General features: G+C 70.6%; 26 protein-coding genes, 1 tRNA gene and 1 pseudogene. 15 read left to right on the top strand and 13 right to left on the bottom strand.

Features of this window, described 5'->3' with window-relative positions; genetic code table 11:
• Positions 1-163 precede the first annotated feature (163 nt).
• Together V5O40_RS14855 and V5O40_RS14850 are read right to left on the bottom strand one after the other, a co-directional pair.
• Positions 164-1,351: an acyltransferase family protein gene (locus tag V5O40_RS14855; RefSeq protein ID WP_332905966.1), complete on the bottom strand. Its 1,188-nt coding sequence runs from the start codon at positions 1,349-1,351 to the stop codon at positions 164-166.
• 10 nt (positions 1,352-1,361) lie between these two features.
• Positions 1,362-2,558, bottom strand: a complete 1,197-nt coding sequence (locus tag V5O40_RS14850) for a cytochrome P450 (RefSeq protein ID WP_332905965.1) — start codon at positions 2,556-2,558, stop codon at positions 1,362-1,364.
• Between the two features lie 261 nt (positions 2,559-2,819).
• Here V5O40_RS14850 and V5O40_RS14845 point away from each other — a divergent pair, with 261 nt between their 5' ends.
• Positions 2,820-3,905, top strand: a complete 1,086-nt coding sequence (locus V5O40_RS14845; protein ID WP_332905964.1) for a Zn-dependent alcohol dehydrogenase — start codon at positions 2,820-2,822, stop codon at positions 3,903-3,905.
• 193 nt (positions 3,906-4,098) lie between these two features.
• On the opposite strand, the gene V5O40_RS14840 is transcribed toward V5O40_RS14845, so the two are convergent.
• On the bottom strand, positions 4,099-4,986 hold the full coding sequence (locus V5O40_RS14840) for a LysR family transcriptional regulator (protein ID WP_332905963.1): 888 nt from the start codon (positions 4,984-4,986) through the stop codon (positions 4,099-4,101).
• A gap of 190 nt (positions 4,987-5,176) precedes the next feature.
• Between V5O40_RS14840 and V5O40_RS14835 the strand changes: the two genes are divergently transcribed.
• The 6 genes and pseudogenes from V5O40_RS14835 to V5O40_RS14810 all read left to right on the top strand — a co-directional run bounded on the left by V5O40_RS14835 (position 5,177) and on the right by V5O40_RS14810 (position 8,857).
• Entirely contained in the window at positions 5,177-5,977 is an 801-nt protein-coding gene (locus V5O40_RS14835; RefSeq protein WP_332905962.1) for a GNAT family N-acetyltransferase, read from the top strand.
• A 203-nt stretch (positions 5,978-6,180) separates the two neighbouring features.
• Positions 6,181-6,615 (top strand): hypothetical protein, encoded by a 435-nt coding sequence (locus V5O40_RS14830; protein ID WP_332905961.1) that lies wholly within the window; start codon positions 6,181-6,183, stop codon positions 6,613-6,615.
• A complete protein-coding gene (locus tag V5O40_RS14825) occupies positions 6,612-7,553 on the top strand; it encodes an ATP-binding cassette domain-containing protein (protein WP_332905960.1) in 942 nt (313 codons plus the stop codon). The genes V5O40_RS14830 and V5O40_RS14825 overlap by 4 nt, the downstream gene beginning before the upstream one ends.
• On the top strand, positions 7,550-8,299 hold the full coding sequence (locus V5O40_RS14820) for an ABC transporter permease (RefSeq protein WP_332905959.1): 750 nt from the start codon (positions 7,550-7,552) through the stop codon (positions 8,297-8,299). The genes V5O40_RS14825 and V5O40_RS14820 overlap by 4 nt, the downstream gene beginning before the upstream one ends.
• A gap of 218 nt (positions 8,300-8,517) precedes the next feature.
• Positions 8,518-8,670: pseudogene (locus V5O40_RS14815) on the top strand (ATP-binding cassette domain-containing protein); the annotation flags it as partial.
• A 22-nt stretch (positions 8,671-8,692) separates the two neighbouring features.
• Complete coding sequence (locus V5O40_RS14810) at positions 8,693-8,857, top strand: ATP-binding cassette domain-containing protein (protein ID WP_332905958.1); 165 nt, start codon at positions 8,693-8,695, stop codon at positions 8,855-8,857.
• Positions 8,858-8,896: 39 nt separating this feature from the next.
• Here the strand turns inward: V5O40_RS14810 and V5O40_RS14805 are convergent, their stop codons facing one another.
• Positions 8,897-9,457, bottom strand: a complete 561-nt coding sequence (locus V5O40_RS14805) for a hypothetical protein (RefSeq protein ID WP_332905957.1) — start codon at positions 9,455-9,457, stop codon at positions 8,897-8,899.
• Positions 9,458-9,708: 251 nt separating this feature from the next.
• Here V5O40_RS14805 and V5O40_RS14800 point away from each other — a divergent pair.
• Positions 9,709-9,784 (top strand) — tRNA-Arg (locus V5O40_RS14800).
• Positions 9,785-9,852: 68 nt separating this feature from the next.
• Here V5O40_RS14800 and V5O40_RS14795 read toward each other — a convergent pair.
• The 3 genes from V5O40_RS14795 to V5O40_RS27950 all read right to left on the bottom strand — a co-directional run bounded on the left by V5O40_RS14795 (position 9,853) and on the right by V5O40_RS27950 (position 11,829).
• Complete coding sequence (locus V5O40_RS14795; RefSeq protein WP_332905956.1) at positions 9,853-10,089, bottom strand: hypothetical protein; 237 nt, start codon at positions 10,087-10,089, stop codon at positions 9,853-9,855.
• 264 nt (positions 10,090-10,353) lie between these two features.
• Positions 10,354-10,941: a ClpP family protease gene (locus tag V5O40_RS14790; protein ID WP_332905955.1), complete on the bottom strand. Its 588-nt coding sequence runs from the start codon at positions 10,939-10,941 to the stop codon at positions 10,354-10,356.
• A gap of 174 nt (positions 10,942-11,115) precedes the next feature.
• Positions 11,116-11,829: a helix-turn-helix domain-containing protein gene (locus tag V5O40_RS27950; RefSeq protein WP_408631880.1), complete on the bottom strand. Its 714-nt coding sequence runs from the start codon at positions 11,827-11,829 to the stop codon at positions 11,116-11,118.
• A gap of 161 nt (positions 11,830-11,990) precedes the next feature.
• Between V5O40_RS27950 and V5O40_RS14780 the strand changes: the two genes are divergently transcribed.
• Positions 11,991-13,004: a potassium channel family protein gene (locus V5O40_RS14780; RefSeq protein WP_332905954.1), complete on the top strand. Its 1,014-nt coding sequence runs from the start codon at positions 11,991-11,993 to the stop codon at positions 13,002-13,004.
• 88 nt (positions 13,005-13,092) lie between these two features.
• Here V5O40_RS14780 and V5O40_RS14775 read toward each other — a convergent pair whose 3' ends face one another.
• The 3 genes from V5O40_RS14775 to V5O40_RS14765 form a co-directional block, all read right to left on the bottom strand.
• Positions 13,093-14,130 (bottom strand): 2-oxoacid:ferredoxin oxidoreductase subunit beta, encoded by a 1,038-nt coding sequence (locus V5O40_RS14775; RefSeq protein ID WP_281583125.1) that lies wholly within the window; start codon positions 14,128-14,130, stop codon positions 13,093-13,095.
• Positions 14,123-15,970 (bottom strand): 2-oxoacid:acceptor oxidoreductase subunit alpha, encoded by a 1,848-nt coding sequence (locus V5O40_RS14770; RefSeq protein ID WP_164446248.1) that lies wholly within the window; start codon positions 15,968-15,970, stop codon positions 14,123-14,125. Before V5O40_RS14770 ends, V5O40_RS14775 begins: the two co-directional genes overlap by 8 nt.
• Before the next feature lie 313 nt (positions 15,971-16,283).
• Positions 16,284-17,741, bottom strand: a complete 1,458-nt coding sequence (locus V5O40_RS14765; RefSeq protein ID WP_332905953.1) for a hypothetical protein — start codon at positions 17,739-17,741, stop codon at positions 16,284-16,286.
• Positions 17,742-17,862: 121 nt separating this feature from the next.
• Between V5O40_RS14765 and ndhC the strand changes: the two genes are divergently transcribed.
• Positions 17,863-18,240 carry an NADH-quinone oxidoreductase subunit A gene (ndhC, locus tag V5O40_RS14760; protein WP_269739972.1) on the top strand — a complete coding sequence of 126 codons (378 nt, stop codon included), beginning with the start codon at positions 17,863-17,865 and terminating at the stop codon, positions 18,238-18,240.
• 22 nt (positions 18,241-18,262) lie between these two features.
• Here the strand turns inward: ndhC and folP are convergent, their stop codons facing one another.
• A complete protein-coding gene (gene folP, locus V5O40_RS14755) occupies positions 18,263-19,132 on the bottom strand; it encodes a dihydropteroate synthase (RefSeq protein WP_332905952.1) in 870 nt (289 codons plus the stop codon).
• A gap of 142 nt (positions 19,133-19,274) precedes the next feature.
• Here folP and V5O40_RS14750 point away from each other — a divergent pair, with 142 nt between their 5' ends.
• From V5O40_RS14750 to V5O40_RS14735, 4 genes are read left to right on the top strand one after another with little or no spacing between them, the layout of a single operon-like run.
• Entirely contained in the window at positions 19,275-19,973 is a 699-nt protein-coding gene (locus V5O40_RS14750; protein WP_332905951.1) for a DivIVA domain-containing protein, read from the top strand.
• The gene (locus V5O40_RS14745; RefSeq protein WP_332905950.1) at positions 19,970-20,467 is read left to right on the top strand and encodes an SRPBCC family protein; all 498 of its coding nucleotides are present in this window, start codon (positions 19,970-19,972) and stop codon (positions 20,465-20,467) included. Before V5O40_RS14750 ends, V5O40_RS14745 begins: the two co-directional genes overlap by 4 nt.
• A gap of 46 nt (positions 20,468-20,513) precedes the next feature.
• The gene (locus V5O40_RS14740; RefSeq protein WP_332905949.1) at positions 20,514-21,104 is read left to right on the top strand and encodes a DNA-3-methyladenine glycosylase I; all 591 of its coding nucleotides are present in this window, start codon (positions 20,514-20,516) and stop codon (positions 21,102-21,104) included.
• A gap of 4 nt (positions 21,105-21,108) precedes the next feature.
• Positions 21,109-21,732, top strand: a complete 624-nt coding sequence (locus tag V5O40_RS14735) for a hypothetical protein (RefSeq protein ID WP_332905948.1) — start codon at positions 21,109-21,111, stop codon at positions 21,730-21,732.
• 34 nt (positions 21,733-21,766) lie between these two features.
• Here V5O40_RS14735 and V5O40_RS14730 read toward each other — a convergent pair whose 3' ends face one another.
• Together V5O40_RS14730 and V5O40_RS14725 are read right to left on the bottom strand one after the other, a co-directional pair.
• Positions 21,767-22,558: an enoyl-CoA hydratase-related protein gene (locus tag V5O40_RS14730; RefSeq protein ID WP_332905947.1), complete on the bottom strand. Its 792-nt coding sequence runs from the start codon at positions 22,556-22,558 to the stop codon at positions 21,767-21,769.
• A complete protein-coding gene (locus tag V5O40_RS14725) occupies positions 22,555-23,379 on the bottom strand; it encodes a PaaX family transcriptional regulator (protein ID WP_332905946.1) in 825 nt (274 codons plus the stop codon). The genes V5O40_RS14730 and V5O40_RS14725 overlap by 4 nt, the downstream gene beginning before the upstream one ends.
• A 190-nt stretch (positions 23,380-23,569) precedes the next feature.
• Here V5O40_RS14725 and V5O40_RS14720 point away from each other — a divergent pair, with 190 nt between their 5' ends.
• Positions 23,570-23,737 carry a DUF3117 domain-containing protein gene (locus V5O40_RS14720; RefSeq protein ID WP_013283866.1) on the top strand — a complete coding sequence of 56 codons (168 nt, stop codon included), beginning with the start codon at positions 23,570-23,572 and terminating at the stop codon, positions 23,735-23,737.
• Positions 23,738-23,817: the final 80 nt, after the last annotated feature.

Genomic DNA, 23,817 nt, shown 5'->3' with positions numbered 1-23,817 from the left:
ACGTCCCTCACGAGCTCCCACGCCACTCGTTGACGGACGGCACCTGGAGGCACCGAAGCGAGATGTTGCGCTGAGTCGAAGACTCTTGGCCACGTCGCAATGGTCGGCGTGGGCAGCCACTTGTGGCGCAGGCAGGCGCTCTGCCTGATGGAATAATAGCCCATCAGGCGCGAGGATCGACAACCTCGCGCGTCGCGGAGATCGGAGCGGACGTAGGCGACGGGCCCAGCCGGTGGGGTCGGCCCGGGGGCCGATGGCGTCCGAAGCGGCGGACCAGAGGCATCTCCACCCCCTCGTGCAGCGCCCAGGCGAGGGCCAGCGCGATACCGAGAAGCGTGGCGACCACCAGCGCTGACACGAGCGGTCCGAACCGGCTCTCGGTGCCGACCACCTGTGTCCCGGCCACCACCACCATCCAGTGCACCAGGTAGAAGGCGAACGACAGTTCTCCCAGCCGGACCAGGGCAGGGTGTCGCAGCACCGACGCCCCTCCCCGATCATCGGCGGTGGCCCCCGCCGCGATCAGCGGCACGAGCCAGAGCGAGGCCAAACCCCCGGTGGCGAAGAGGTAGGGCGTGGAGAGGACGTATCCGTAGCCCAGTACGGCGATGCCTGCCGCGGGCAGCAGACCGACGCGGGGCCAGCGACCCGCGCGGACGATCCGGGCGAGGACCATTCCCAGGACGAACTCCAGTGCCCGTACCGGTGGGAAGAAGTACACGAACCAGATCTGAGTGAACGACAGCGTGCCGGAGGCGATGATGGTGAGCCGTGGTTGGTCGTCAACGAGAAATGCCGCGGTCAATGCCGCGCCGGCCATCAGGGCCGCCAGCACGCCCACCCCCCACCACAGCCGACTGACGGGAATGCGGTTCACGAGCGGCAGCAGCAGCGGGAACGCCAGGTAGAAGAACAACTCGCAGGAGAGCGACCAGCTGACGCCGTTGAACGACGTGCTGGTTGACAGGCTGGGCACCCAGGAGTGCAGCAGCAGTGGGTTGGTCACCCAGTCCAACAGGCCCGTCGCCCGCCCAGCGACGACCCCGAGCACGGCAGCCAGGGCGAAGGTCACCAGGTGACTTGGGTAGATCTTTACGGCCCGTCGACGCCAGAAGCTCATGGTCCGATCGCCGTCCCGGGCCGTCCAGGTCAGCACGAAGCCGCTCAGAACGAAAAAGAAACCCACGCCGTACGGGCCGGCGAGCGGGAAGGCCCGAGCGATGAAGGAACCGGTGGAGCCCCCGATGAACTGCGTGATGACGGCTATATGGCAGGTGAAGACCATCGCCGCTGCGACGAATCGTAGCCCGGTCAGGGACGGCAACCGACCGGCCGCGTCGTTGTCCGTCATGGCGCGGTCCTCACCAAGTAACCGGCAGAGACTTGATTTCGCGGGCCAGGCCGCCCGATTCCCAGGGCACCTCCTGCGGAGGGACCGCCAGTCGGAGGGTGGGGAACCGGGACACCAGCGACCCGAGGGAGACTTGCAGTTCCGCTCGGGCCAGGTGCGCCCCGGGACAGTGGTGGGGTCCGTAGCCGAACGCCAGATGCGGGTTGTGGGCACGGGTGAGGTCCAGCCGTTCGGCATCGGAGAACACCGCTTCGTCGTGGTTCGCGGATATCCGGGACGGCAGAACGGGCTCACCGGCCCGGACCAGCACCCCGCCTAGCCGGACATCGCGGGTGGCGTAGCGGGCGAAAACCGCTGCCTCGTCGGTCTTGGCGAACCGCAGCAACTCCTCGACGGCGAGGTTTATGAGGCCGGGCTCGGCGACCAGCCTGGCCAACTGGTCCTGATGACTCAGCAGCAGGTACGCACAGTGGCCGAATTGGTAGTTGACGCTGCCATGACCGGTGGCCAGCATCAACCTGGCGAGGGTGACAACCTCGTGCTCGTCCACACCGGAGTCGGCCTGGTAGCCCTCGATCAGCGCGCCGATGAGATCGTCGGTGGGTGCCGACCAGCGCCTGGTGAACAGTTCGGCCACGTACTCCTGAAGTTGCTGCACGTGCTGTTGGGCCAGTTCGGGTGGCATCGAGGTGGTCGCGGTCATGGCCTTCGACCATTCGGCGAACTGCGGCCTGTCGGCCTCGGGCACGCCGAACAGGTCGGCGATCACCCTGATGGTCAGTGGCACGCCGAAATCCTCGACCAGGTCCCACGGCGGCCCCTGAGCCGCCATCCGGTCCAGCAGGTCGTCGGTCACGCGTTGGATCAGCGGGCGCATCACCCGCACACGCCGAGTCGTGAAGACCCGCGACACCAGCCGCCGCAGCCGGCTGTGCTCGGGCGGGTCCAGGCCGAGGATGTTCTCCTCCGGCATCACCGGAAAGGCGCGGGGTTGGTCGCTCCGGCTCGCCACGGCCCGGCTGAAGCTCGGATCGCTGTGCACGCACCTGACGTCGGCATATCGGGTCGCCAACCACGCTTCGTCGCCGAAGGGCATCCGTACCCGGATCATGGTGTCCTCGCGACGTAGCCGGCGGTACTGCTCGTGGATAGAGGGTCCGCCCGGTGTTTCCAGCGGGTAATTGTGGGACTCGTCGGTGGACGCCATGCTGACCTCACATCTTTGGGTGGAGACACGCGCTTTCGAAGCGTCTCCGCACCGTATTGGTTGGCCGTCGGCGCCGGCAATGCTGCGTTTGTGGATGCCGGTGCAGCGTGGCTGGAACGCGATACAGACGTTGCTTTAACGTCAATAAGAGTGGCATTGCCGAGCGCGCGGTAGGTCCTTTAGCGTGACCTCGCGGCGTATTGAGAAACTGCCGCCAGTGGTTTTCGCTGGCGGTTCTCCATCGATGGCTTGGAGGGCAAAGTGCGAGCAGCGGTCCTACACCCGGGCGGTGGTCCGTCCCTGGATCTCCGCGACGACGTCACGGCCCTCGGACCGGACGATGGCGAGGTGAAGATCCAGATCAAGGCCACCGGCGTATGCCACTCGGACCTGTCGGTCGTCGCGGGCGGCCTGCCGAGCCAGGGCACGATGATCGTCGGGCACGAGGGCGCCGGCGTCGTCCGCGAAGTCGGCCGGGGCGTCACGGGCGTGCAGGTGGGCGACCACGTGGTGGTCAACTGGATTCCGGCCTGCGGTCGCTGCCCGGACTGTGTCAACGGCGAGTCCCACCTTTGTATGACCCACATGTCGGATCTGTTCGGCAAGGCGCGGTTCGCGGTCGGTGAGACGCCAGCGTTCGGCATGGCCGGCACCGGCACCTGGGCTGAGGAGATCGTCGTACCGTGGGAGGCGGCCGTCCGGATCGACGACGACATCCCCTTCGAGTACGCGGCGCTGCTCGGTTGCGGCGTCTCCACCGGCGTCGGCGCCGTCATCAACACAGCCCGGGTCCGCCCCGGCTCCACGGTGGCCGTTCTGGGGCTCGGTGGGGTGGGACTCTCCGTCGTCCAGGGAGCGAGCATCGCGGGCGCGGCGCGGATCGTCGCCGTGGATCCCAACCGGAGCAAGCACGGGGTCGCGATGCAGCTCGGCGCTACCGAGGTCGTCGTCCCGGAAGACCTGCAGGCCATCCACGATGACGTCACCAAGGGGCGAGGGTTCGACGCCGTCTTCGAGGCTGTCGGACGGTCGGACACCATCAAGTCCGCCTGGGATCTGACCCGGCGCGGCGGGGACACCGTAATCGTCGGTGCGGGCGCGCAGGACGACCTCGTCCAGATCAATGCCTTCGAGCTGCTCTTCCGGGCCCGCAACCTGCGGCCGTCCGTCTACGGCAGCTCCGATCTGCGGCGGGACCTGCCGCTGCTGGTCGCCCTCCACCGACAGGGCCGGTTGGACATCGAGAGCCTGATCAGCCGGCGTATCCGATTCGAAGAGCTCAACGACGCGGTGTCCGCACTAGAGAAGGGCGACGTGATCCGCCAGGTCGTGCTCTTCGACGAGTGACGGACTCAGCGAGCCGGGCCCGTAACGGCGACGGGTTCGGGGCCCGATCGGGTGCCTGCTCAACGCCCCGATGCCTGACGCGCCACGCTGCCGAACCCGGAAGGCGCTCGTCGCGAAGACCTCGGAGGCAAGGCGCGCGGTCACGGCATTCCCGTCGCGGGGGCACCGGTGGGAAGGGCGGCGCCATGATCGGCTACGTCGCTTGCCGCGCCTTCGTGACGACTTGAACGAAGGCGCGTACCAGGGCATTCTCTCCGCCTTTGCGCCACACCGGCGCGTAGCGCAGCACCGGTCCGTCGGTGATGGGCAGGAAGGTGATGTCGCCTCGTTGCCGGGTGACTCCCACGTCCGATCCGATCGGGGACACGACGCTGCCGCCGGCGATCGCTTGGAAGGCCTCCTCGAGGGTGACGATGCCCAGTCCGCGCCGGACGGGCCGCCCGGCCGGGGTGGTGGACGGGGTGTGCGCCTCCCACACGTAGTCGGGAATGGGTCCCTCGGGGTAGACCACCGGATGATCGCCGAGATCCTCCAGCTCGACGCTGTCCCGGCCGGCCAGCGGATGACCGGCGGCCACCGCCAGCACCAGCTCCTCGCGGTGCAGGACCGGCCCGACCGTGAGGTCGGGCTCACGGATGGGCAGCCAGAGAATCCCGATGTCGACCGTACCGGCCCGCAGCGGCCCGAGCGGGTCGGTCGGCAGGATCTCGCGCAGGCGTAGCTCGCACTGCGGGTGTCGCTGCCGGAACAGGTCAAGGACGGCCTCGACCGACTGATAGTGGGTGGCCATGGTGCCGATGGTCAGCGTGCCGGCCTGGCCGCGGGCGGTGGCGGTGGCCTCCTCGATGCCGGAGATGATCTCGCTATAGCCGGCGCGGAGACGGTCGCGCAGCCGCTCGCCGAGCGGGGTGAGCCGAACGGCGCGGCTCGTACGCTCGAACAGGCCCCCACCGATCCGGCGTTCCTGCTGTTTGATCGACTGACTGACCCGCGATTGGGACACGTGCAGGCGCTCGGCCGTGCGACCGAAGTGAAGCTCTTCGGTCAGCGTCAGGAAGATCTCGATGTCGCGCAGTTCCACCAGACGGCCCTACCTTCGATCATTGCGGCCTGGGATTGGGCAGTCTACGGCCGCGACGAGACCGGGCGGCGCGGGCGTGGCTCGGACCACCGGCCGTGGCAGGTTCCGTCGTCGATCGATCACCGCTGGCTAATGCGGCGATGCGATCTTCTGCGTTGTTCGGCCGGGTGGGCCGGGCGATGGTGGACGCATGAGCGAGAGCGTGATCGACATCGTGGCGGCGCCGGATCATCTGGGCACCCCACGCTGGCACGCTGTGACGTCGCCCGGTGTGGTGGCCGGGGTCGCCGATCTGCGTCCGGTCATGCCGTTCGAATATGAACTGCCACCGCCGGCCGCCCCGCAGCCGGGCACCCTCGAGCTGAAGCTGTACGTGCAGCCGCAGTGGCGTCGTCAAGGGATCGGATCGCGGCTGCTGGCCGTCGTCGGTGCACACGCCGTGGGACGGCGGCTGATCGTGGAGACCGCCCCGGATTCCGCCGCGCAGTCGTTCTGCGAGCGGCACGGATTTCGGCGCACCGGATCCAGGATCCGTGACCTGCTCGCCTACCGCGATATTCACCATGCCTGGCTGGGTGAGTTGGTTGATGTCGAGCACCCCGGATACCGACTGCGTCACTGGACCGGGGAGCCGTGCGGCGCGACCAGCGTCGAGCAACTGCTCCGGCATCCGAGCCGGCCCGGTGACGCGGTGGTGAGTGCCGCCGAGGCGGACGGCGGCGTGGTCGCCTATGTCCTGGCGATGACAGGCGCACTGCCGCAGGTTCGCGCCCGCCAGTACGGCCCTGCCGTGCTCGTCGGTCATCGCGGCCGGCGGCTGGGGCTGTGGGTCAACGCCGCTCTGCTCACCCGACTACGCGAGATCCATCCACACGTCGAGGAGATCGAGACCCGCACCGCCGACGACGACTCCGACCTGGTCGCCCTGCGTCGACACCTGGGCTTCCGCCCATTCGGGCGGCGTCTCCGCTACGAACTCACCCTGCCGTAACCGGCGGCCCTGACTCCGATCCAGTGGCACGTCCGGGCCGACCCGTGCCCGATGAAGAGAGGTTTGTCATGAAAGATCCCTTCCGTCCCCGGACGTGGGCCGCCCCGCTCGGGAGCCGAGACCCGCCCGGTGATCCCGGGCCGCCACCCGGCGGTCGCCCCCTGCCCACGTCAACGTCAATCAATGTCAAGGAGCTCACCACCGTGCCCGTCAACCTTTCCACCCAGGACAAGCTCACGCTTCGCACGGCCGCGTACGGTGCGGTCACACTGCTGTCGGCCGCCGGAGTCGCCGGCGGCTCACCCCACAAGATCGCCACCGACGGATCCATCGCCCTGGCCTCGGCAACCGGCCTGGTCGGGCACGTGCTCGCGGAGAAGTCCACGGGCATGGACCTGAGCGGCAGGTCGGTGGCCGAGATTGCCGACCGCGTGCTGCCTGCCCTGACCGAGGCGATGCGCCTGCTCGCCGAGCAGGCTCCGTCCGAGGCCGACAACTTCCGCCGAACCGTCGTCGTCGCCCTCGACGCGGCTGTCGGTACCCGACCGGGCGGACCCAGCCCCACCGTCGCCGACATGGCCAACAAGATCATCGCGGCGCTCGACGCCGCTACGGCCACCCCGGAGGTGACCACGTGACGAACCCAGCGATCTCGGTCTCGGGCCTGCGCAAGGCGTACAAGGACAAGACCGTCCTGGACGGCGTCGACTTCGACGTCCACGCCGGCACGGTGTTCTGTCTGCTCGGCCCCAACGGCGCGGGCAAGACGACGACGGTGAACGTGCTGACCACCCTGACGCAGGCCGACGGCGGCACGGTCCGGATCGCCGGCCACGACCTTGCCACCGACGCCAGGGCGGTCCGCGCGGCCATCGGCGTCACCGGCCAGTTCGCGGCTGTCGACGAACTACTGACCGGCCGCGAGAACCTCCGGCTGATGGTGGACCTCAACCGCAGGGCCGCCGGCGACGGCGCGCGGATCGTCGCGGACCTGCTGGACCGGTTCGAGCTGACCGCCTCGGCGGACAAGCCGACCTCCACCTACTCCGGGGGCATGCGTCGCAAGCTCGACCTGGCGATGACGCTGGTCGGCAACCCACAGATCATCTTCCTCGACGAGCCGACGACGGGCCTGGACCCGCGCAGCCGCCGCACCATGTGGTCGATCGTGCGTGACCTGGTCGCCGACGGCGCGACCATTTTCCTCACCACCCAGTACCTGGAGGAGGCCGACCAACTCGCCGACCGCCTGGCGGTGCTCGACCAGGGCCGCCTGGTCGCTCAGGGCACGCCTGAAGAGCTCAAGCGCCTCATCCCCGGAACCCATGTACGGCTTCGGTTCAGCACCGCCGCCGAACTCGACGCCGCCGCGGGGATCTTCCCCGAGGCCAGCCGCGACGACGACGCAACGGCCCTGCGAGTGCCCGCCGACGGCGGCACGAAGTCACTGCGGGCCCTGCTGGACCGGCTCGATGAGCACTCCCTCAGCGCCGAGGAGTGCTCCGTGCGCACCCCGGACCTCGACGACGTCTTCCTCACCCTGACCGGCCACGCCACGGAGGTCGACACGAAATGAGCGCCCAGTCTCACTCGCTGGTAATGCTGCGCCGCAATCTCAAGCACCTCACCCGGAACCCGACCTCGGTGTTCAACGCCGTCCTGATGCCGATCATCATCATGCTGATGTTCGTCTACATGTTCGGCGACGCCTTCAGCGTCGGCATGGACTACATCGACTACGCCACTCCGGGACTGATCCTGCTGGCGGTCTGCTACGGGCTGGGAGCCACCGCCACGGCGGTGAACTCCGACATGACCAAGGGCATCATCAACCGGTTCAAGGCCATGGACGTCTCCCGCGGCGCGGTGCTGACCGGCCACGTCGTCACCAGCGTGCTGACCAACGTGATCGCCATCGCGGCGCTCGTCGGAGTGGCCTTCCTGCTGGGGTTCAGCCCGGAGGCGGGCCTGACCGACTGGCTCGCCGTGGGTGGTGTCGTCGTGCTGCTCGCGTTCGCGGCGGGCTGGTTCACCGTCGCGCTGGGACTGTCGGCGAAGTCGCCGGAGACGGCGGGCATGGCCGCCGTGCCGCTGGTCATGCTGCCGTTCTTCAGCAGCGCCATCGTCCCGGCGGAGAAGATGGGACCGGGCCTGCGGCAGTTCGCCGAGTACCAACCCTTCACGCCGATCATCGAGACCGTGCGCGGGCTGCTCGACAGCGCGCCCGACACCACCGACGCGGCCGTCGCCGTCGCCTGGTGCGTGGCCATCGCCCTCGTCGGCTACCTGTGGGCGCGTTCCACCTTCACGAAGCGGGCGTGACCCCGGCCGGTGTGGGCCTTGCGGCGCCGTCTCGGGGAACGTAGCCCGACGAGGCGGCGCCGCGCCGGGTCGAGATCACCTGCGCTCGGCACCCGGCCGCACGGCCGTCACCGGCATGTCCTTGTCAATCAGCCAGTTCAGGCGCCGTCTTACTCACGTCGCAACTTTCGCTGCATCACATCATCCGCCGCTACGACGAGCGCATCGCGCTGGCCGGCGTGTCCTTCAGCGTCAAACCAGGCGAGAAGGTCGGCATCATCGGCGACATCGGCGCCGGGAAGTCGACCCTGTTACGTCTGGTCGCTGGGGTGGACCGACCCGACAACGGGGGACTGACGGTGATCGCCCCGGGCGGTGTCGGCTACCTGGCCCAATCATTGGCGCTGCCGCCACATGCCTCGGTCCAGGACGCGATCGACCTCTCGCTGGCCGACCTCCGCGAGCACGGACCGGCTTCTGGTCACCGGACCGAACGGGGCGGGCAAATCCACCCCCATCAAGGCCCTGGCCGGAGAGCTGCGCCCGGACGACGGCACGGTGCGCACACGGGGCCGGTAGCGATCGTCGGAGGGGTTACGGCAACTTCGGCGTTGGTGGTTATTCGCGGGCCAGTCCTGGTGGCAGCGCGTCTTCGCCGGGTTGGACCTGGCGGGCGTTGGCCACGGGGTCGCGTTCGAGGGCGTGGATCACGGGTGTCGGGCCGCCGACGCAGGTCCAGGTGTCGTCCCAGAGAGCGGATACCAGCCATGACCGGTCGGCCGGGAAGAACAGATCGGGTAGCGCTCCGCGGCCGTGGCGCATGTGACCACCGGTCCGCCAGGTGAGGGCCTGCTCGGGGCCGGCCTCGACCAGCAGGTACGGCCAGTCCCAGTAGAGGAACACCCTCGGGGCGTGGGGGAAGACAACATCGTGGGCGCCGGTGTCGAGGTAGGCCAGCCACCACGGCTGGTCGGGGGTGTGCCTGGTGAGGTCTTCGACCAGGGCCTGCTCGTAGGTGGCGGCGGTGACGTCGTCGGTCTGGTATGTGGTGGCGTAGGCGTCGAAGACCGGCGGGATGGCGGTGGTGATCGAGACGCCGGCAGTGGTGTGACCGGTGATCCAGCCCACGTCGGCGGCGGTGCCGATGCGCCAACTCCGCCCGTCCTTACTGACCTGCACGCCGCCATTCAAGCCGCTGCAGCGCCGGTTGGCCAGGAGCCAGACCGGTGGTCCGGCGACCAGCGGTCATGGGCCACCATGCCGTACGCCTGTCCCGGGCTCGATGGAGCGCTGATGCTCTGCGGGTCCCGTACATCAGGTCCGAGGTGCCGGCCGGCGACGGCGGCAGGCTGGGACAACGGTGATCGGTAGAACGTGGCCACTGCCCTGCCACCCCAGGTGAACCCCAGGTCGCTAGACTGTGCCCTCGCGCCCTCGTAGCTCAGGGGATAGAGCATCGGTTTCCTAAACCGTGTGTCGCAGGTTCGAATCCTGCCGGGGGCACCAACGCGAGCGCCCTGACCGGCAGAAGCACGCCGTACGACACGAGTCCGCGTCCGGTGGAGAACCTGTCGTCAGTGAAGCGTGAGCCGTAGATCGATGTCGTCCCAGCCGTCCGAGACACACCAGCCTCGCAACTGGCGGCGGTGCGTCCGGGTGTTCTCGACAGCCTCCGCATAGAGCTGCTCGTGATTGGTCGGGATCCCGGCCCGGGCCAGTTCTTCCAGGCTTGGTGCGTCCACCGGTTCGTCGGTCGCCACGATGAACGAGCCGTCCAGGATGCGTACCAGTTGCTCAAGTGCGCATGACAACGGCGAGGGCCGCGGCCGGCGAGCCGACGGATCAGACGCCACACACCCTGCGACACGTGTCGGGTGAGCCAACCGGCCCCGCTTGCCAGCGACAGCGTGGTCACCGCCGCGTCCAGTAGGACCGCCCCCACCACCAGAAGACCCGCCGACACCCACAACACAGCCAACGCTCTACCCGCCCCACTACCCGTACACCCCGACCGGTGTGATGCGTGGCCGGTTTCTACCGGTCTCCTCCAGCACGGCGTTGACCGGCGAGCGGCATCAGCCGGCCGGCAGTTGGGTGGCGGCCGTCACCACCTGGTCGATCAGGCCGTAGTCCCGGGCCTCCTCAGCGGTGAACCAGCGGTCCCGGTCCCAGTCCCGCTGGATCTCGGCCAGGGTCCGGCCGCTGTGCTGAGCGATCAGCTTCTGCATGGTCCGCTTGACGTGCAGCATGTTCTCCGCCTGGATGGTGATGTCGGAGGCGGTGCCGCCCATGCCGCCGGACGGCTGGTGCATCAGGATCCGGGTGTGCGGCAGCGCGTACCGCTTGCCGGCCGTGCCGGCGCAGAGGAGGAACTGGCCCATCGAGCCGGCGAGCCCCAGGGCGAGGGTCGCCACATCGTTGCGTACGAAACGCATCGTGTCGTAGACCGCCATTCCGGCGCTCACCGAGCCGCCGGGCGAGTTGATGTAGAGGGTGATGTCCCGCTCCGGGTCCTCGGCGGCGAGCAGCAGGATCTGAGCGCAGATCCGGTTGGCGATCTCGTCGTCCACCTCGCTACCGAGGAAGACGATCCGCTCCCGCAGCAACCGTTCGAACACCTGGTCGCCGAAGGTCCGCTGGCCGTCGTCGAGCATCGTGATCATGGTCTACCTCCACCCGCCGGCGGCGACGTCGAGCGCCCGGGGACCGGCTCCTTGAGCCTGCGGGACGCCGCCGGTGTCCGCCCAGCGGTTCTGCCGGGGGCAGATCCGCCCACGGCAGAACGACGGCGACCGTCGCCAGCTCAGGTCACTCTCCAGGGGCAACTCCTGGTGGTCTCACCCTGGGTGACTACCGGCGGCGGCCCGAACGGTGACCGTCCGCCGGGCGGCTGACCTGCGTGTCCAGGATCGGTGCGGCGGGCCGCCGGACGGTCGGCCGGGCGAGGTGCGGCGACGGAGCAGCGGCCCCCGGGCGACGAGGTGGACCGGCCCGACCCGGTCGGCGAAAGCAATGACCCTGATGCCGCCGACCGGCCCACCGTCAATCAGAGCCCCGCCGACCAGCCCACCGCCAGCCAGCCCGGCGGTGCCGAGTGGCCCGCCCGAGGGGGACCAGCCCGCGTGGGGGCCGTTGCCGTCCAGCTCCGCGGTCAGGTCCGAGCCGAAGCCGAAGCCGACGGCGTTGAGCCGGGCGACCGTCTGGGCCGATCCGTCCGTACCGTGGCCCGCGGTGGCGGTCGCCGGGTCGCCGCGCCGGATGGCCGGGACACCACCGGTCCGGGCGTGAGCGGCCGGGCCGGTGGCCGGCAGCCGGCGTTCGACCCGCCGAAGCTCGTCGCGAACCTCCTCCAGCAGATCCGAGAGGTGCAGGCCGAGCGCCCGGCAGATCGCCGCGAGAACCTCGGAGGACGCCTCCTTGCGCCCACGCTCTACCTCGGACAGGTAGGGCACGGACACCCCGGCGGCCTGGGCGACTTCCCGCAGCGTGCGGCCTTGGTGCTGGCGCTCGCGGCGCAGTACGGCGCCGATCACCCGTCTCAGCAACGACATGCGGGCCTCACTCTCGCCGCTCCTGCGCTGACCGTCCCATCATGCCCGTCCGCCGCCCCGTTCGCCGTACCCTGCCGTTGAAACGCCACCCCGCCGTGCGGCTGCCGGATCAGCCGCTATGTTGTGGACGTGCAGGCGACCGAGGCGGGGCAGGTCCCCCGGTGATTCACTTTCCCGCGCAGCGGCGAGGCCCGCTCAGCGCGTTGAGCCTGCGGCTGGCCGCCGCGATCGGGCTGGTGCTCGCCGTGGTGGCGGTGGTCTACCTCGAACGGGAGCAGTACCGCGACAACAACGGGGACGGCCTGACGCTGCTGGACTGCTTCTACTACGCGGTGGTCTCCCTGTCGACGACCGGTTACGGCGACATCGTGCCGATGACCCAGCAGGCCCGACTGGTCAACATCGTGTTCGTCACCCCGGCCCGGGTGCTGTTCCTGATCATCCTGGTCGGTACCACCCTCGAGGTCCTGACCGAGCAGTACCGGACCGGCCGTCGCCTGCACCGGTGGGAGAGAAGAGTGAAGGACCACGTCATCATCTGCGGCTACGGCACCAAGGGGCGTAGCGCGATCTCGGCGTTGATGGAGAACGGGCTGGACAAGTCCCGGATCGTGGTGGTGGAGCGCGCCGGTCCGGCGTTGCGTCAGGCCACCTCGAACGGGCTGGTCGCGATCGAGGGTTCGGCGACCCGATCCTCCGTGCTCAACCAGGCCCACGTGCGGACCGCCAAGGCGGTGATCATCGCGACCGACAGTGACGACGCGTCGGTGCTGGTGGCGTTGACCGTACGCCAGCTCACCGCGGGTCAGGTCCGGATCATCGCGGCGGCCCGGGAGGCGGAGAACGCGCCGCTGCTCAAGCAGAGCGGCGCGCACCACGTGATCGTGTCCTCGGCGACCGCCGGCCGGCTGCTGGGCCTGTCGACATCGGCGCCGCCGCTGATCGACGTGGTGGAGGATCTGCTCACCCCGGGTCAGGGCATGGCGCTGGCGATGCGTTCCGCCGAGCGCCACGAGGTGGGCAAGTCACCCCGGGAGCTGGACACACTGGTCATCGCGCTGGTCCGGCGGGGCAAGGTGGTGACCCTGGCGGATCGGGCCGGTGCGGTCATCGAGACCGGGGACATGCTGGTGCACGTACGCGACGACCGCCCCAGCGCGAACACCCTGCCCTGACCGACGACCGGAAATCAGCAGAGCCGGAGAGCCCGACCGGGCCGCCCCCACGGGAACGGCCCGGTCGTCGTGGCGCTCACCGCCCGGGTCAGCCGACGATGGTCCAGGTGTCGCCGCTGCCCAACAGCCCGGCCAGTTGCTGCTCCGGGGTCTCGGTGACGGTGGCCCGGGCGTCGGCCAACTGCCCCTGCACCACGCTGTCGTACGACGGCCGGCGTACCGAGCGGAAGACGCCGATCGGCGTGTTCCGCAGGTCGAAGCCGGGCAGCCGGGACAGCGCGAACGCGTACGCCGGGTCGGCGACCGTGGCGTCGTGCACGACGATCTCCTCCGCCGGGGTGGCGGCGGTCTCGCGTACCTCCAGGCCGAACCCACCGGGCGGGTGTACGACGCAGAACTGCCCGTCCTTGCCGAACGTGATCGGCTGGCCGTGTTCCAGCCGGATCAGGTAGTCGTCGCGAGTACCCGGCTCCTTGAGCTGCTCGAACGCCCCGTCGTTGAAGATGTTGCAGTTCTGGTAGATCTCCACGAAGGCCGATCCGGAGTGTTCGGCGGCGGCGCGCAGCACCGACTGCAGGTGCTTGCGGTCGGAGTCGATGGTCCGGCCGACGAAGGTGGCCTCCGCGCCGAGCGCCAACGACAGCGGGTTGAACGGCGCGTCCGCCGAACCGACCGGCGTCGACTTGGTGATCTTGCCGACCTCGGAGGTGGGTGAGTACTGCCCCTTCGTCAGTCCGTAGATCCGGTTGTTGAACAGCAGGATCTTGAGGTTGACGTTGCGGCGTAGCGCGTGGATCAGGTGGTTGCCGCCGATGGAGAGGGCGTCACCGTCACCGGTCACCACCCACACCGACAGGTCCGGTCGGGAGACCGACAGGCCGGTGGCGATCGCCGGAGCCCGCCCGTGGATCGAGTGCATCCCGTAGGTGTTCATGTAGTACGGGAAGCGCGACGAGCAGCCGATCCCGGAGACGAAGACGATGTTCTCCCGGGGGATGTTCAGCTCCGGCATGAACTGCTGGACGGCGGCGAGGATCGCGTAGTCGCCGCAGCCGGGGCACCAGCGCACCTCCTGGTCGGACTTGAAGTCCTTGGCGGTGAGCTTGAGGGCGACGGGCTCAGACATTCTTCAGGACCTCTTCCAGCATCGTCTCCAGCTCGGCGGCGGTGAACGGGAGGCCGCGGACCTGGTTGTAGCCGATGGCGTCGACCAGGTAGCGACCCCGGATCACGTGCGCGAGCTGACCGAGATTCATCTCGGGGATGACCACCCGCTCGTAGGAGCGCAGCACCGCACCGAGGTTGGCCGGCATCGGGGCCAGGTGCCGCAGGTGCGCCTGCGCGACCGGTAGGCCGCGCTGGCGCAGGGCGCGGCAGGCCGCACCGATCGGGCCGTACGTCGAGCCCCAGCCGAGCACCAGCACCCGGGCGTCGCCGTCCGGATCCTCCACCTCGATGTCCGGCACGGGAATCGTCTCGATCCGGGCCGCCCGGGTCCGCACCATGTAGTCGTGGTTCGCCGGGTCGTACGAGATGTCACCGGTCTTGTCGGCCTTCTCCAGCCCACCGATGCGGTGCTCGAGACCCGGGGTGCCCGGCACGGCCCACGGCCGGGCCAGGGTCTGCGGGTCGCGCAGGTACGGCAGGAAGGTGGTGCCGTCCTCGCCGTTGGGTGCGGTGGCGAACTCGACCCGCAGGTCCGGCAGCGACTCGACCTCGGGCAGCAGCCACGGCTCGGATCCGTTGGCGACGTAGTTGTCCGACAGCAGGATGACCGGGGTGCGGTAGGTGAGCGCGATCCGCGCCGCCTCCAGGGCCGCGTGGAAGCAGTCCGACGGCGACTTGGGCGCGATCACCGCCACCGGCGCCTCGCCGTGCCGGCCGAACAGCGCCATGTTCAGGTCGGCCTGTTCGGTCTTGGTCGGCATGCCGGTCGACGGCCCGGCCCGCTGCACGTCCACGATCACCAGCGGCAGCTCCAACGCCACCGCGAGGGAGATCGTCTCTCCCTTGAGCGCCACCCCCGGGCCGCTGGTGGTGGTCACCCCGAGCGCACCGCCGTAGGAGGCGCCAAGCGCCGCGCCGATCGCGGCGATCTCGTCCTCGGCCTGCATCGTGGTGACGCCGAACCGCTTGTGCTTGCTCAGCTCGTGCAGGATGTCCGAGGCCGGTGTGATCGGGTACGCGCCCAGGAAGACCGGCAGGCCGGAGCGGACGCCCGCGGCGACGAGGCCGAGCGACAGCGCGGCGTTGCCGGTGATGTTGCGGTAGGTGCCCGGCGGCATCTTGGCCGGCTTCACCTCGTAGCGGACGGCGAAGTCCTCGGTGGTCTCGCCGAAGTTCCAGCCGGCCTTGAACGCGGCGACGTTCGCCGCGACCAGCTCGGGCCGCTTGGCGAACTTGCGCTCCAGGAACCGCAGGGTCGACTCGTAGGGTCGGGAGTACATCCAGCTGAGCAGGCCGAGGGCGAACATGTTCTTGGCCCGTTCGGCATCCTTCTTGGACACGTCGAGCTCGGCCAGCGCCCCGATCGTCATCGACGTGAGCGCGACCGGATGCACCGCGTACCCGGCGAGGGTGTCGTCGTCGAGCGGACTGCTCGCGTAGCCGACCTTCGCCAGGTTGCGCTTGGTGAACTCGTCGGTGTTGACGATGATGTCGGCGCCCCTGGGCAGGTCGGTGAGATTCGCCTTGAGGGCTGCCGGGTTCATCGCGACGAGCACGTTCGGCGCGTCGCCGGGGGTGAGGATGTCGTAGTCGGCGAAGTGCACCTGGAAACTCGACACGCCCGGCAGGGTGCCGGCGGGAGCCCGGATCTCGGCCGGGAAGTTGGGCAGCGTGGAGATGTCGTTGCCCAGTTGCGCGGTCTCCGAGGTGAACCGGTCCCCGGTCAGCTGCATGCCGTCGCCGGAGTCGCCGGCGAACCGGATGACCACCCGTTCGAGTTGGCGGATCTGCTTGGTCACGGCCGCACCTCGCTTCGTCGCGCGCCGTGGCGCGGCCGGCTGAACTGGATGGTGACCTCGCCTTGCTCGGCCACGAGACCTCCTTGACGCGCCGCTGCACCGGCCGTCCGTGAACGTCCGGCCCGCCTGTCCTTCCTCACCGAGAGCCTACGTCGGATCGGGGGCGCGTCCGGCCCGGAGGTCCGCCGACTGGGACCGGAACGTGAGGGTTTATGTGGTCAGTTGCGGTGTTTCGCCGGGGCCGCCGTAATCCATATCACCGCCAAATCACCGCACATCCCACCCCCCTGATTACTGCGTCCCCCACCCCTGGTCATCGCACGTCCCACCCCTGCCGGTCGTACGTCCGCGCCGGCCGCCGGGCGCGGAACCAGATCCCGCTGTCCGGTTCCGGCGCGCCGCCGGCCGCCGGGTTCGCCGCCCCGGTCGTCTCGCCGCCGGTCGCCGGCGTGCCGGCGCGCCGTCGCAACCACACCGCCACCAGCCCGGCGGCCAGCAGCACCAGCAGCACCGACACGGTGATCAGCAGCACCACGGAGCGCTGTCCCGCCGACGGCCCCTCGCCGGGTGCCGCTCCGGCCGGGTGCAAGTCCGGCGACGTCACCGGTGCGGGCGGCGAAACCACCGAGGGCAGATCGGGTGACGTCGCGGTGATCCGGAAACTGAGCTGCATCCGTCGGTCGGCACCGTGGCGCGGATCGAGCCGACCGATCACCGCGCCGGACAGCGGCGCGCTCCGCAGCGCCTGCGCCGTCGCCGTCACCGGCAACCTCACCTCCTCGGTCCGCCCCGGCCGCACCGCGCCCAGCTCGCAGCGGGTACGCGTGGCCGCCGCGGCGACGCAGCCGGCGGGTGGCGTCGCCACCGTGACCCCGGCGGGCAGCAGCACGTCGACCCGGCCATCGGCGTCGGCCCGGCCGGTGTTGCCGAGCCGGACGAGTAGCTCCGTGCCGGCACCCTCGGCGTCGAAGGTGACCTCCCCGGCCGACATGGTGATCCCGGGTACCGGCGGGCCGGGCGGGAAGAGCACGGCGAAACCCTCGTCGTCACTCGCGGTACCGGCCGCGCCGGTGGCCGTCACCCGTACCGTGCCGGCCAGCGGCACGTTGCGCCAGGCGTCGCCGTCGACCCGGATCCGCAGCCTGGTGCTGAACTCCGCGCCGGGTGCCGTGGTCCACTGCCCGCAGCGGTGCTCCCGGTTCCCGGCGTCGGCGCAGCCGCTCGTGCCGGCGTCGGTGAGGCCGGCCGGCAGGGTGTAGCCGAGTCGGACACCGGCGCTCGCGGTGCCGGTGTTGGCCACTGTCACGTTCAGGGTGACCACCGTGCTGGCCGAGTTCCAGTAGCCGGCCGGCAGGTTGACGTCGCCGGTGGTGACCTTCACGCCGGCCGCGGCGGGGGGTGCGAGGGTGGGATCGGCAGGCCGCGACGGCGGCGAGTACGTGGGCCGGGACGGTGCCACCGTGACAACCGGCGGACCGCTGCTCGGGACCGGTCCGCCGGTGGTGGTGCCCGGTGTCGGCGTTGTCGGGGGCGTGGCGGGCCCACTCGTCTCGATCGGCGGCTCCACCGTGGGCGGCGGTGAGGTGGGTGCCGGCTCTTCGGTCGGCTCCGCCGGCGGACTGTACGGCAGCGGCTCGGTGGCCCGACTCGCCGCCGCGCCGGCCGCCACCGCCCCCGGCGCCACGGCGGCCCCGCCGGCCACCAGCAGACCGAGGGCACAGGCCGACGCGAAGGTACGACGCCAGGCGTGCCGTCCGGGCAACCGTCGCATTGGTCCTCCGGTGCTGGTGGTGGTCTCATGGTGGTCAGAAGTTGCCCTGGGACACTAGTCCCAGAAGAAAGAAGTTCGCGACGCGACCGGGGTCGAGCGCGGGACGGTAGGCTGACCGACCGTGACCGGTTACCTGGGCTCGTACGCGACGCTCGGGCTGCTGCTGCTCGCCGGCGTGCTCTTCCTCGCCGTCGCGTTCACCGCCAACCGGGTGCTCCGGCCCGCCCGCCCGGCAGACCCGCCCGGCAAGCGCGCCAGCTACGAGTGCGGCCTCGACCCGGTCGGCGGCGACTGGGCGCAGATGCAGATCCGCTACTACGTCTACGCGTACCTCTACGTGCTGTTCGCGGTCGAGGCGGTGTTCCTCTTCCCGTGGGCGGTGATCTTCGATCGGCCCGGATTCGGGCTGGTCACCGTGGTGGAAATGGCGATCTTCGTGGGTGTGCTGGCGCTCGGCCTGCTGTACGCGTGGCGGCGCGACATTCTCCGCTGGACCTGACCGGCGCTCGACCGATCACCGCTCAGGCGAGGCCGCGACGGCTGAGCGTGGGTGGGCGATCTCCCCGGACGGCCGCGACCATGTCCAGCAGCCGACGGGTGGGGCGGACCTGGTGAGCGCGGAAGACCCGGGCGCCCAACCACGCCGAGACGGCCGTCGCGGCGAGCGTGCCCTCCAGCCGCTCCGCGACCGGCAGGTCCAGCGTCTCACCGATGAAGTCCTTGTTCGACAGGGCGACCAGCACCGGCCAACCGGTCGCGGCCAGCTCGCCCAGCCGCCGGGTGATCTCCAGCGAGTGCCGGGTGTTCTTGCCGAAGTCGTGCGCCGGGTCGATGAGGATCCCGTCGGGGCGTACGCCCAGGGAGACCGCGCGCTCGGCGAGGCCGGTGACCGTCGCGACCACGTCCGCCACCACGTCGTCGAAGGCCGCGCGGTGCGGCCTGGTGCGCGGACTGAGTCCCCCCGCGTGTGAGCAGACCAGCCCGACCCCGGTGCGCGCCGCCACCCGGGCCAGCGTCGGATCCGCCCCCGACCAGGTGTCGTTGAGCAGGTCCGCGCCGGCCGCCACGGCCTCCACCGCGACCTCGGCGCGCCAGGTGTCGATCGAGATGACGACCTCCGGAAAGGCGGCCCGTACGGCGGCGATGGTGCCGACCGTCCGGCGGATCTCCTCGGCGACGTCGACCTCGGTGCCCGGCCCGGCCTTCACCCCGCCGATGTCGACGACGTCCGCGCCCTCGTCCACCGCCCGTTCCACCGCCCGCAGCGCGCTGTCGGCGGCGAAGGTGGCACCCCGGTCGAAGAACGAGTCCGGGGTGCGGTTGACGATCGCCATCACCACCAGTTCGTCGGGACCGAACCGCCGGGTCCCGAGCCGCAGCACCCCGGCCACGCCACCTCCCACATCGCCGTACGCCGCCGGCCGATCACGCCGCTGGCACGCTGACGCTATCCCGTCGTCGGTCCGGCTTCCTGTCCGGTATGCCGCGCCGGGTGGGGTCGCCCTGTTCCCCTCGGCGTGCCACGATCAGTGCATGGGTCAGCTTCTGCTCCTGCTGGTCGTGGCGGTCACCGTCGCGGCGGTCGTGTTCGGCGTCACCGTGCTGGTCACCGGTCGGGATCCCGGCCTGGTTCCGGTCGAGGCGGACGGGCGTGCGGTGCCGTTGCCCGGTGACCGTCCGCTGCGCGAGTCCGACGTCGGCGAGGTGCGCTTCGACACCGCGCTGCGTGGGTACCGGATGACCCAGGTCGACCAGGCGATGCGCCGGGCGGCCTACGACATCGGCTACAAGGCCGAGCTGATCGGTGTGCTGGAGGCGGAGGTGACGGCGTTGCGGGACGGACGGATCGCCGACGCCGACGCGCTCCGACAGGCCCGCGAGCAGTCGGCCAACCCGGCGGAGGCGGGGCCCGCGCCCTGGGATCCGCCGGTGGCCGACGGATCGACGATCGAGCTTTCGGTGGCTCCCGCGGGAGCCGAGACCGGTGACCGCCCGATGCCGGCGGCCACCACCGAGTCACCGACGGAGCCGGCGACCGCGGCGCAAGCGACGAGCGAGGCGACGCAGCCGGCCGACGGCGATGCCCGGCCGGCTGGCGGGCAGCCGGTGCCGGGCGCGGCCGAGGGTGCGGTCCCGGCGGCTGCCGACCCGGACCTCGACGACAGGCCGGCGGACAGCGGGGCGTCGGGAACCACGTCGCGCGGTTCGGTGGTCCGGTCGGAGTCGGCGTGAGCGGCTCGGACGGCGTAGACGATCTTCGCGAGGCGGCCCAACCCGGCGCGGGTGAGGTGACCGCCACGGTGATCGTCAACGCGCCGGCCGAGAAGGTCTTCGCTGCCCTGCTGGCCTGGGAGCGGCAGTCCGAGTGGATCCCGTTCACCACCGTCCGGGTGGTGGAGGGTGACGGTGGTGAGGGGAGCCTGGTCGAGGCGGTCACCTCGGTCGGCCCCGCGGTGCTGCGGGACAAGATGCGGGTCGTCCGGGTGGACGCGCCGTACGAGATCGGCGTGGTGCACTGCGGCACGCTGCTGCGCGGCCCCGGGGTGCTGCGGTGCACCCCGCTGGAGAGCGGGCGCAGTCAGGTGGTCTGGCACGAGTGGTTCCACCTGCCGGGCGGCCCGGCCGGCAAGGTGGCCTGGCCGGTGCTCTGGCCCGGTTCCAAGCTCAGCCTCACCCAGGCCCTGCGACGCTTCGCTCGCCAGGTCGAGCAGGGCCGCCTGCCCTGACCGGTGCACGGCCGGGCTGTCGGACACTGGGCCTAGCCTTGATGTCGTGACTGAACTGGTTATCGGTGCCGACGGGCTGGCCCGGTGCGGGTGGGGTGCCAGCACTCCCGACTACGCGGTCTATCACGACACCGAGTGGGGACGACCGCTGCACGGTGACGACGCCCTCTACGAGCGGATGACGCTGGAGGCGTTCCAGTCCGGGTTGTCCTGGCTGACCATCCTGCGAAAACGGCCGGCCTTCCGGGCGGCCTTCGGCGGATTCCGGATCGACACGGTGGCCGACTACGGCGAGGCCGACGTGAACCGGCTGCTCGCCGACGCCGGCATCGTCCGCAACCGGGCCAAGATCGAAGCTGCGATCGCCAACGCCCGTGCCGCCCAGGATCTGCCGGAGGGGCTCTCCGCGCTGCTCTGGTCGTTCGCCCCGCCACCGGACCGGGCCCGACCGGGCTCCGCCGCCGCCGTACCCGCGCTCACCGACGCCTCCACGGCGATGGCCAAGGCACTCAAGAAACGTGGCTTCCGGTTCGTCGGCCCGACCACGGCGTACGCGCTGATGCAGGCCACCGGCATGGTCGACGACCATCTGGCGGGCTGCCACGTCGTGACGTCCCCGACCGGCGTGATGGGATGAGGGCATGACGACCGACACCGCACAGCGGGTGAACGGGGCGAGCCAGGCGGACGGCACGGGCACCTGGGCCGTGCTCCTGCCCGCCGGACGGTACGACGCCGAGCGGCTCGTCCACCACGACACGCTTGAGCTGACCGGGCTGGACGGCAGCACCCTGCCCCGTCCCGGTGACCAGGTCGCGGTGCTTGCTGACGAGCCGCCACGGCTGGTCGCGGTGGGTCGGGTCGCCGGCCCGGCCGCCGGTCGTCCGGAGGACCCGGACGATCCGCAGTCCGACCCGGTGCCCGACACGCTCGTCGTCGCGTACACCCGGCGGGCCTTCGACGAGCCGGTGCCGGCCGACGCGCTGCTCCTCGGCGGGCCGGTCACCCCACTCGACGCGGCGACGTTCCGCGAACTGGTCGACCGGCTCGGTCCGGCCCCGCAGCGCCGCACCTGGCTGGTCAGCCTGGACCTGCCGATCGAGGCCGACTCGCCGGCGGAGGCGGTCCGGCTGTTCTGGGCGTACGTGCAGGAACTCGGCCCCCGGGAGTTGCCGGCCTTCGTCTCGCCGTCGGGCGACGAGTTGGCCATGCAGGCGTTCGTGCTCGGCGCGGAGGCCAACCAGGACCCGGAAGAGGACGACTGACCGACCCGGTGCCCGTCACTGGACCGGCGCGGGCTCAGCGGCCCTCGAAGACCGGCTTCTGCTTGTCGACGAAGGCCATGGTGGCGGCCCGGTGGTCCGCAGTCGCGCCGCAGATCGCCTGCGCCTGCGCCTCGGCGGCCAGCGCGTCGGCCAGGGTGCCGGCGTCGGCGACGGAGAGCTGACGCTTTATCGCCCCGTACGCCACGGTCGGCCCGGCGGCGAGGCGGGCGGCCAGTTCCTGCGCGGTCGGTAGCACCTGCTCGTCGTCGCCCGTCAGTCGGTTGAGCAGTCCCAGCCGGCAGGCTTCCTCGGCGCGTACCGGCTCGGCCAGCATCAGCAGCTCGACGGCCTTGGCGTGGCCGACGAGCCGGGGCAGCGTCCACGAGGCGCCGGTGTCGGCGGCCAGCCCGACCTTGGCGAACGCCATCAGGAAGCTGGTGGACGGACCACCGATGCGGATGTCGGCCAGGAAGGCGAGGGAGGCCCCGGCCCCGGCGGCCATGCCCCGGACGGCGGCCACCACCGGCTTCGGCAGGCTCGCCAGCCGGGCGGCGATCGGGTTGTAGTGCGCCCGCACGGTGTCCAGCGGGTTGTCGTCGCCCGCCCGGAGGGTGTCGACGTGCTCGCGCAGATCCTGGCCGGCGCAGAACGACCCGCCCGCCCCGGCCAGCACCACCGCCCGGCAACCACGGTCGGACTCCAACTCGGCGAGGGTGTCCCGCAGTGCCTCCTTGAGCGCCACGTCGAGCGAGTTCATCGCCGTCGGGCGGTTCAGGGTGAGGGTGACGACGGCGTCGGTGCGGTCGACGAGCAGCGGCTCGGTCACGTGTGGCGACCCTTCTGTCGGGCTAACCGGTGTCCACCGTCGAGGCACTGCTCGACGTACCGGTCGGCGGCCGGTCGGAGCCGGGCCGCGTGGCGGTCGAAGAAGCTGGCCGCGGCGGTGCCGGGCCAGCGCTCGGGCAGCAGCGCCGGTGGCAGCTGCGGATCCCGGAACAGGAAGGTACGCCATGCGTGCACCAGCCGGAACCGGGCCGCGTACGCCTCCTCGTCGCCGCTGCGGGCGGTGACGCCGGTCAACAGCGTCCGCTGCTCGGCGACGAACTCCTCGTACGCCCGGCCGATCTCGGCCAGGTCCCAGGCCCGGCGGACCAGACCCATCGCGCCCGGCGTGCCGGCCGCGTGCGCCGCACTGAACCGCTCGAAGCGTACGCCCGCCTCGCTGAGCAGCAGGTCGACGTCCTCGGCCGGACGGGTGGCCACCCAGGTCTGCTCGTCCAACGTGCCGTAGCCGAGGTACCGCAGGTTGGCGGCGAGACGCTGACGGTCCCGGCGTGCGGTCGGTGCGTCCAGCACCAGCAGGTCGAAGCGCCCGTCCCAGGTGACCCGACCGGTGCGGTAGATCCGGGAGGCGGCCTCGTCGAGTCGGCGGGCCGCCTTCGGTGTGATCGAATATCCCGGTCCGGAGGTGAGCCTGATCGGTTCGAGCCAGCCCTGGCGCACCATTCGGGAGACCGCCGTCCGTACGGCAGGTGGCGCGATCCCGAGCGGCGCCAGCAGCTTGACCAGCGCGGCAACGGGTGCGCGACCACCCCGGGGCCGGAGGTGGTCGCCGTACAGGTCGAAGAGTGCCGACCGTGCCTGCATGACCGCACATTGTGACAGGCCATCTAAGGATAAGCTAGATGCTGTTACATCAATGCTGCTTCGGTTTGGGTCCGGCGGTGTTCATCAGGGAAAATCGTCGGTCGACACCCACGTGCAAGTTGCGGGTGGTCATGGCGAAGTGGCTGTGGGGCAACCCACCGACCCTGGTGTAGGTCTGAGGGGAGACAACATGGCGGCGATGAAGCCGCGGACGGGCGACGGTCCGCTGGAAGTCACCAAGGAGGGCCGGGGCATCGTCATGCGGGTCCCGCTGGAGGGCGGTGGCCGGCTCGTCGTCGAGATGACTCCCGACGAGGCGACTGCTCTCGGTGACGCGCTGAAGGCGGCCGCCGGCTGAGTGTGGCCGGCGCGTCGGCGACGCTCGCCGCCGCGGACAGTTCGTCTGGTTCCTGGCTCTGAGCCACCGGTCCCACCGGT

Source organism: Micromonospora palythoicola, from assembly GCF_036689795.1.
Taxonomy (GTDB): domain Bacteria; phylum Actinomycetota; class Actinomycetes; order Mycobacteriales; family Micromonosporaceae; genus Micromonospora; species Micromonospora palythoicola.
The sequence above is the reverse complement of the archived record's forward strand: the minus strand, read 5'-3'. Positions and strand labels throughout refer to the sequence as shown.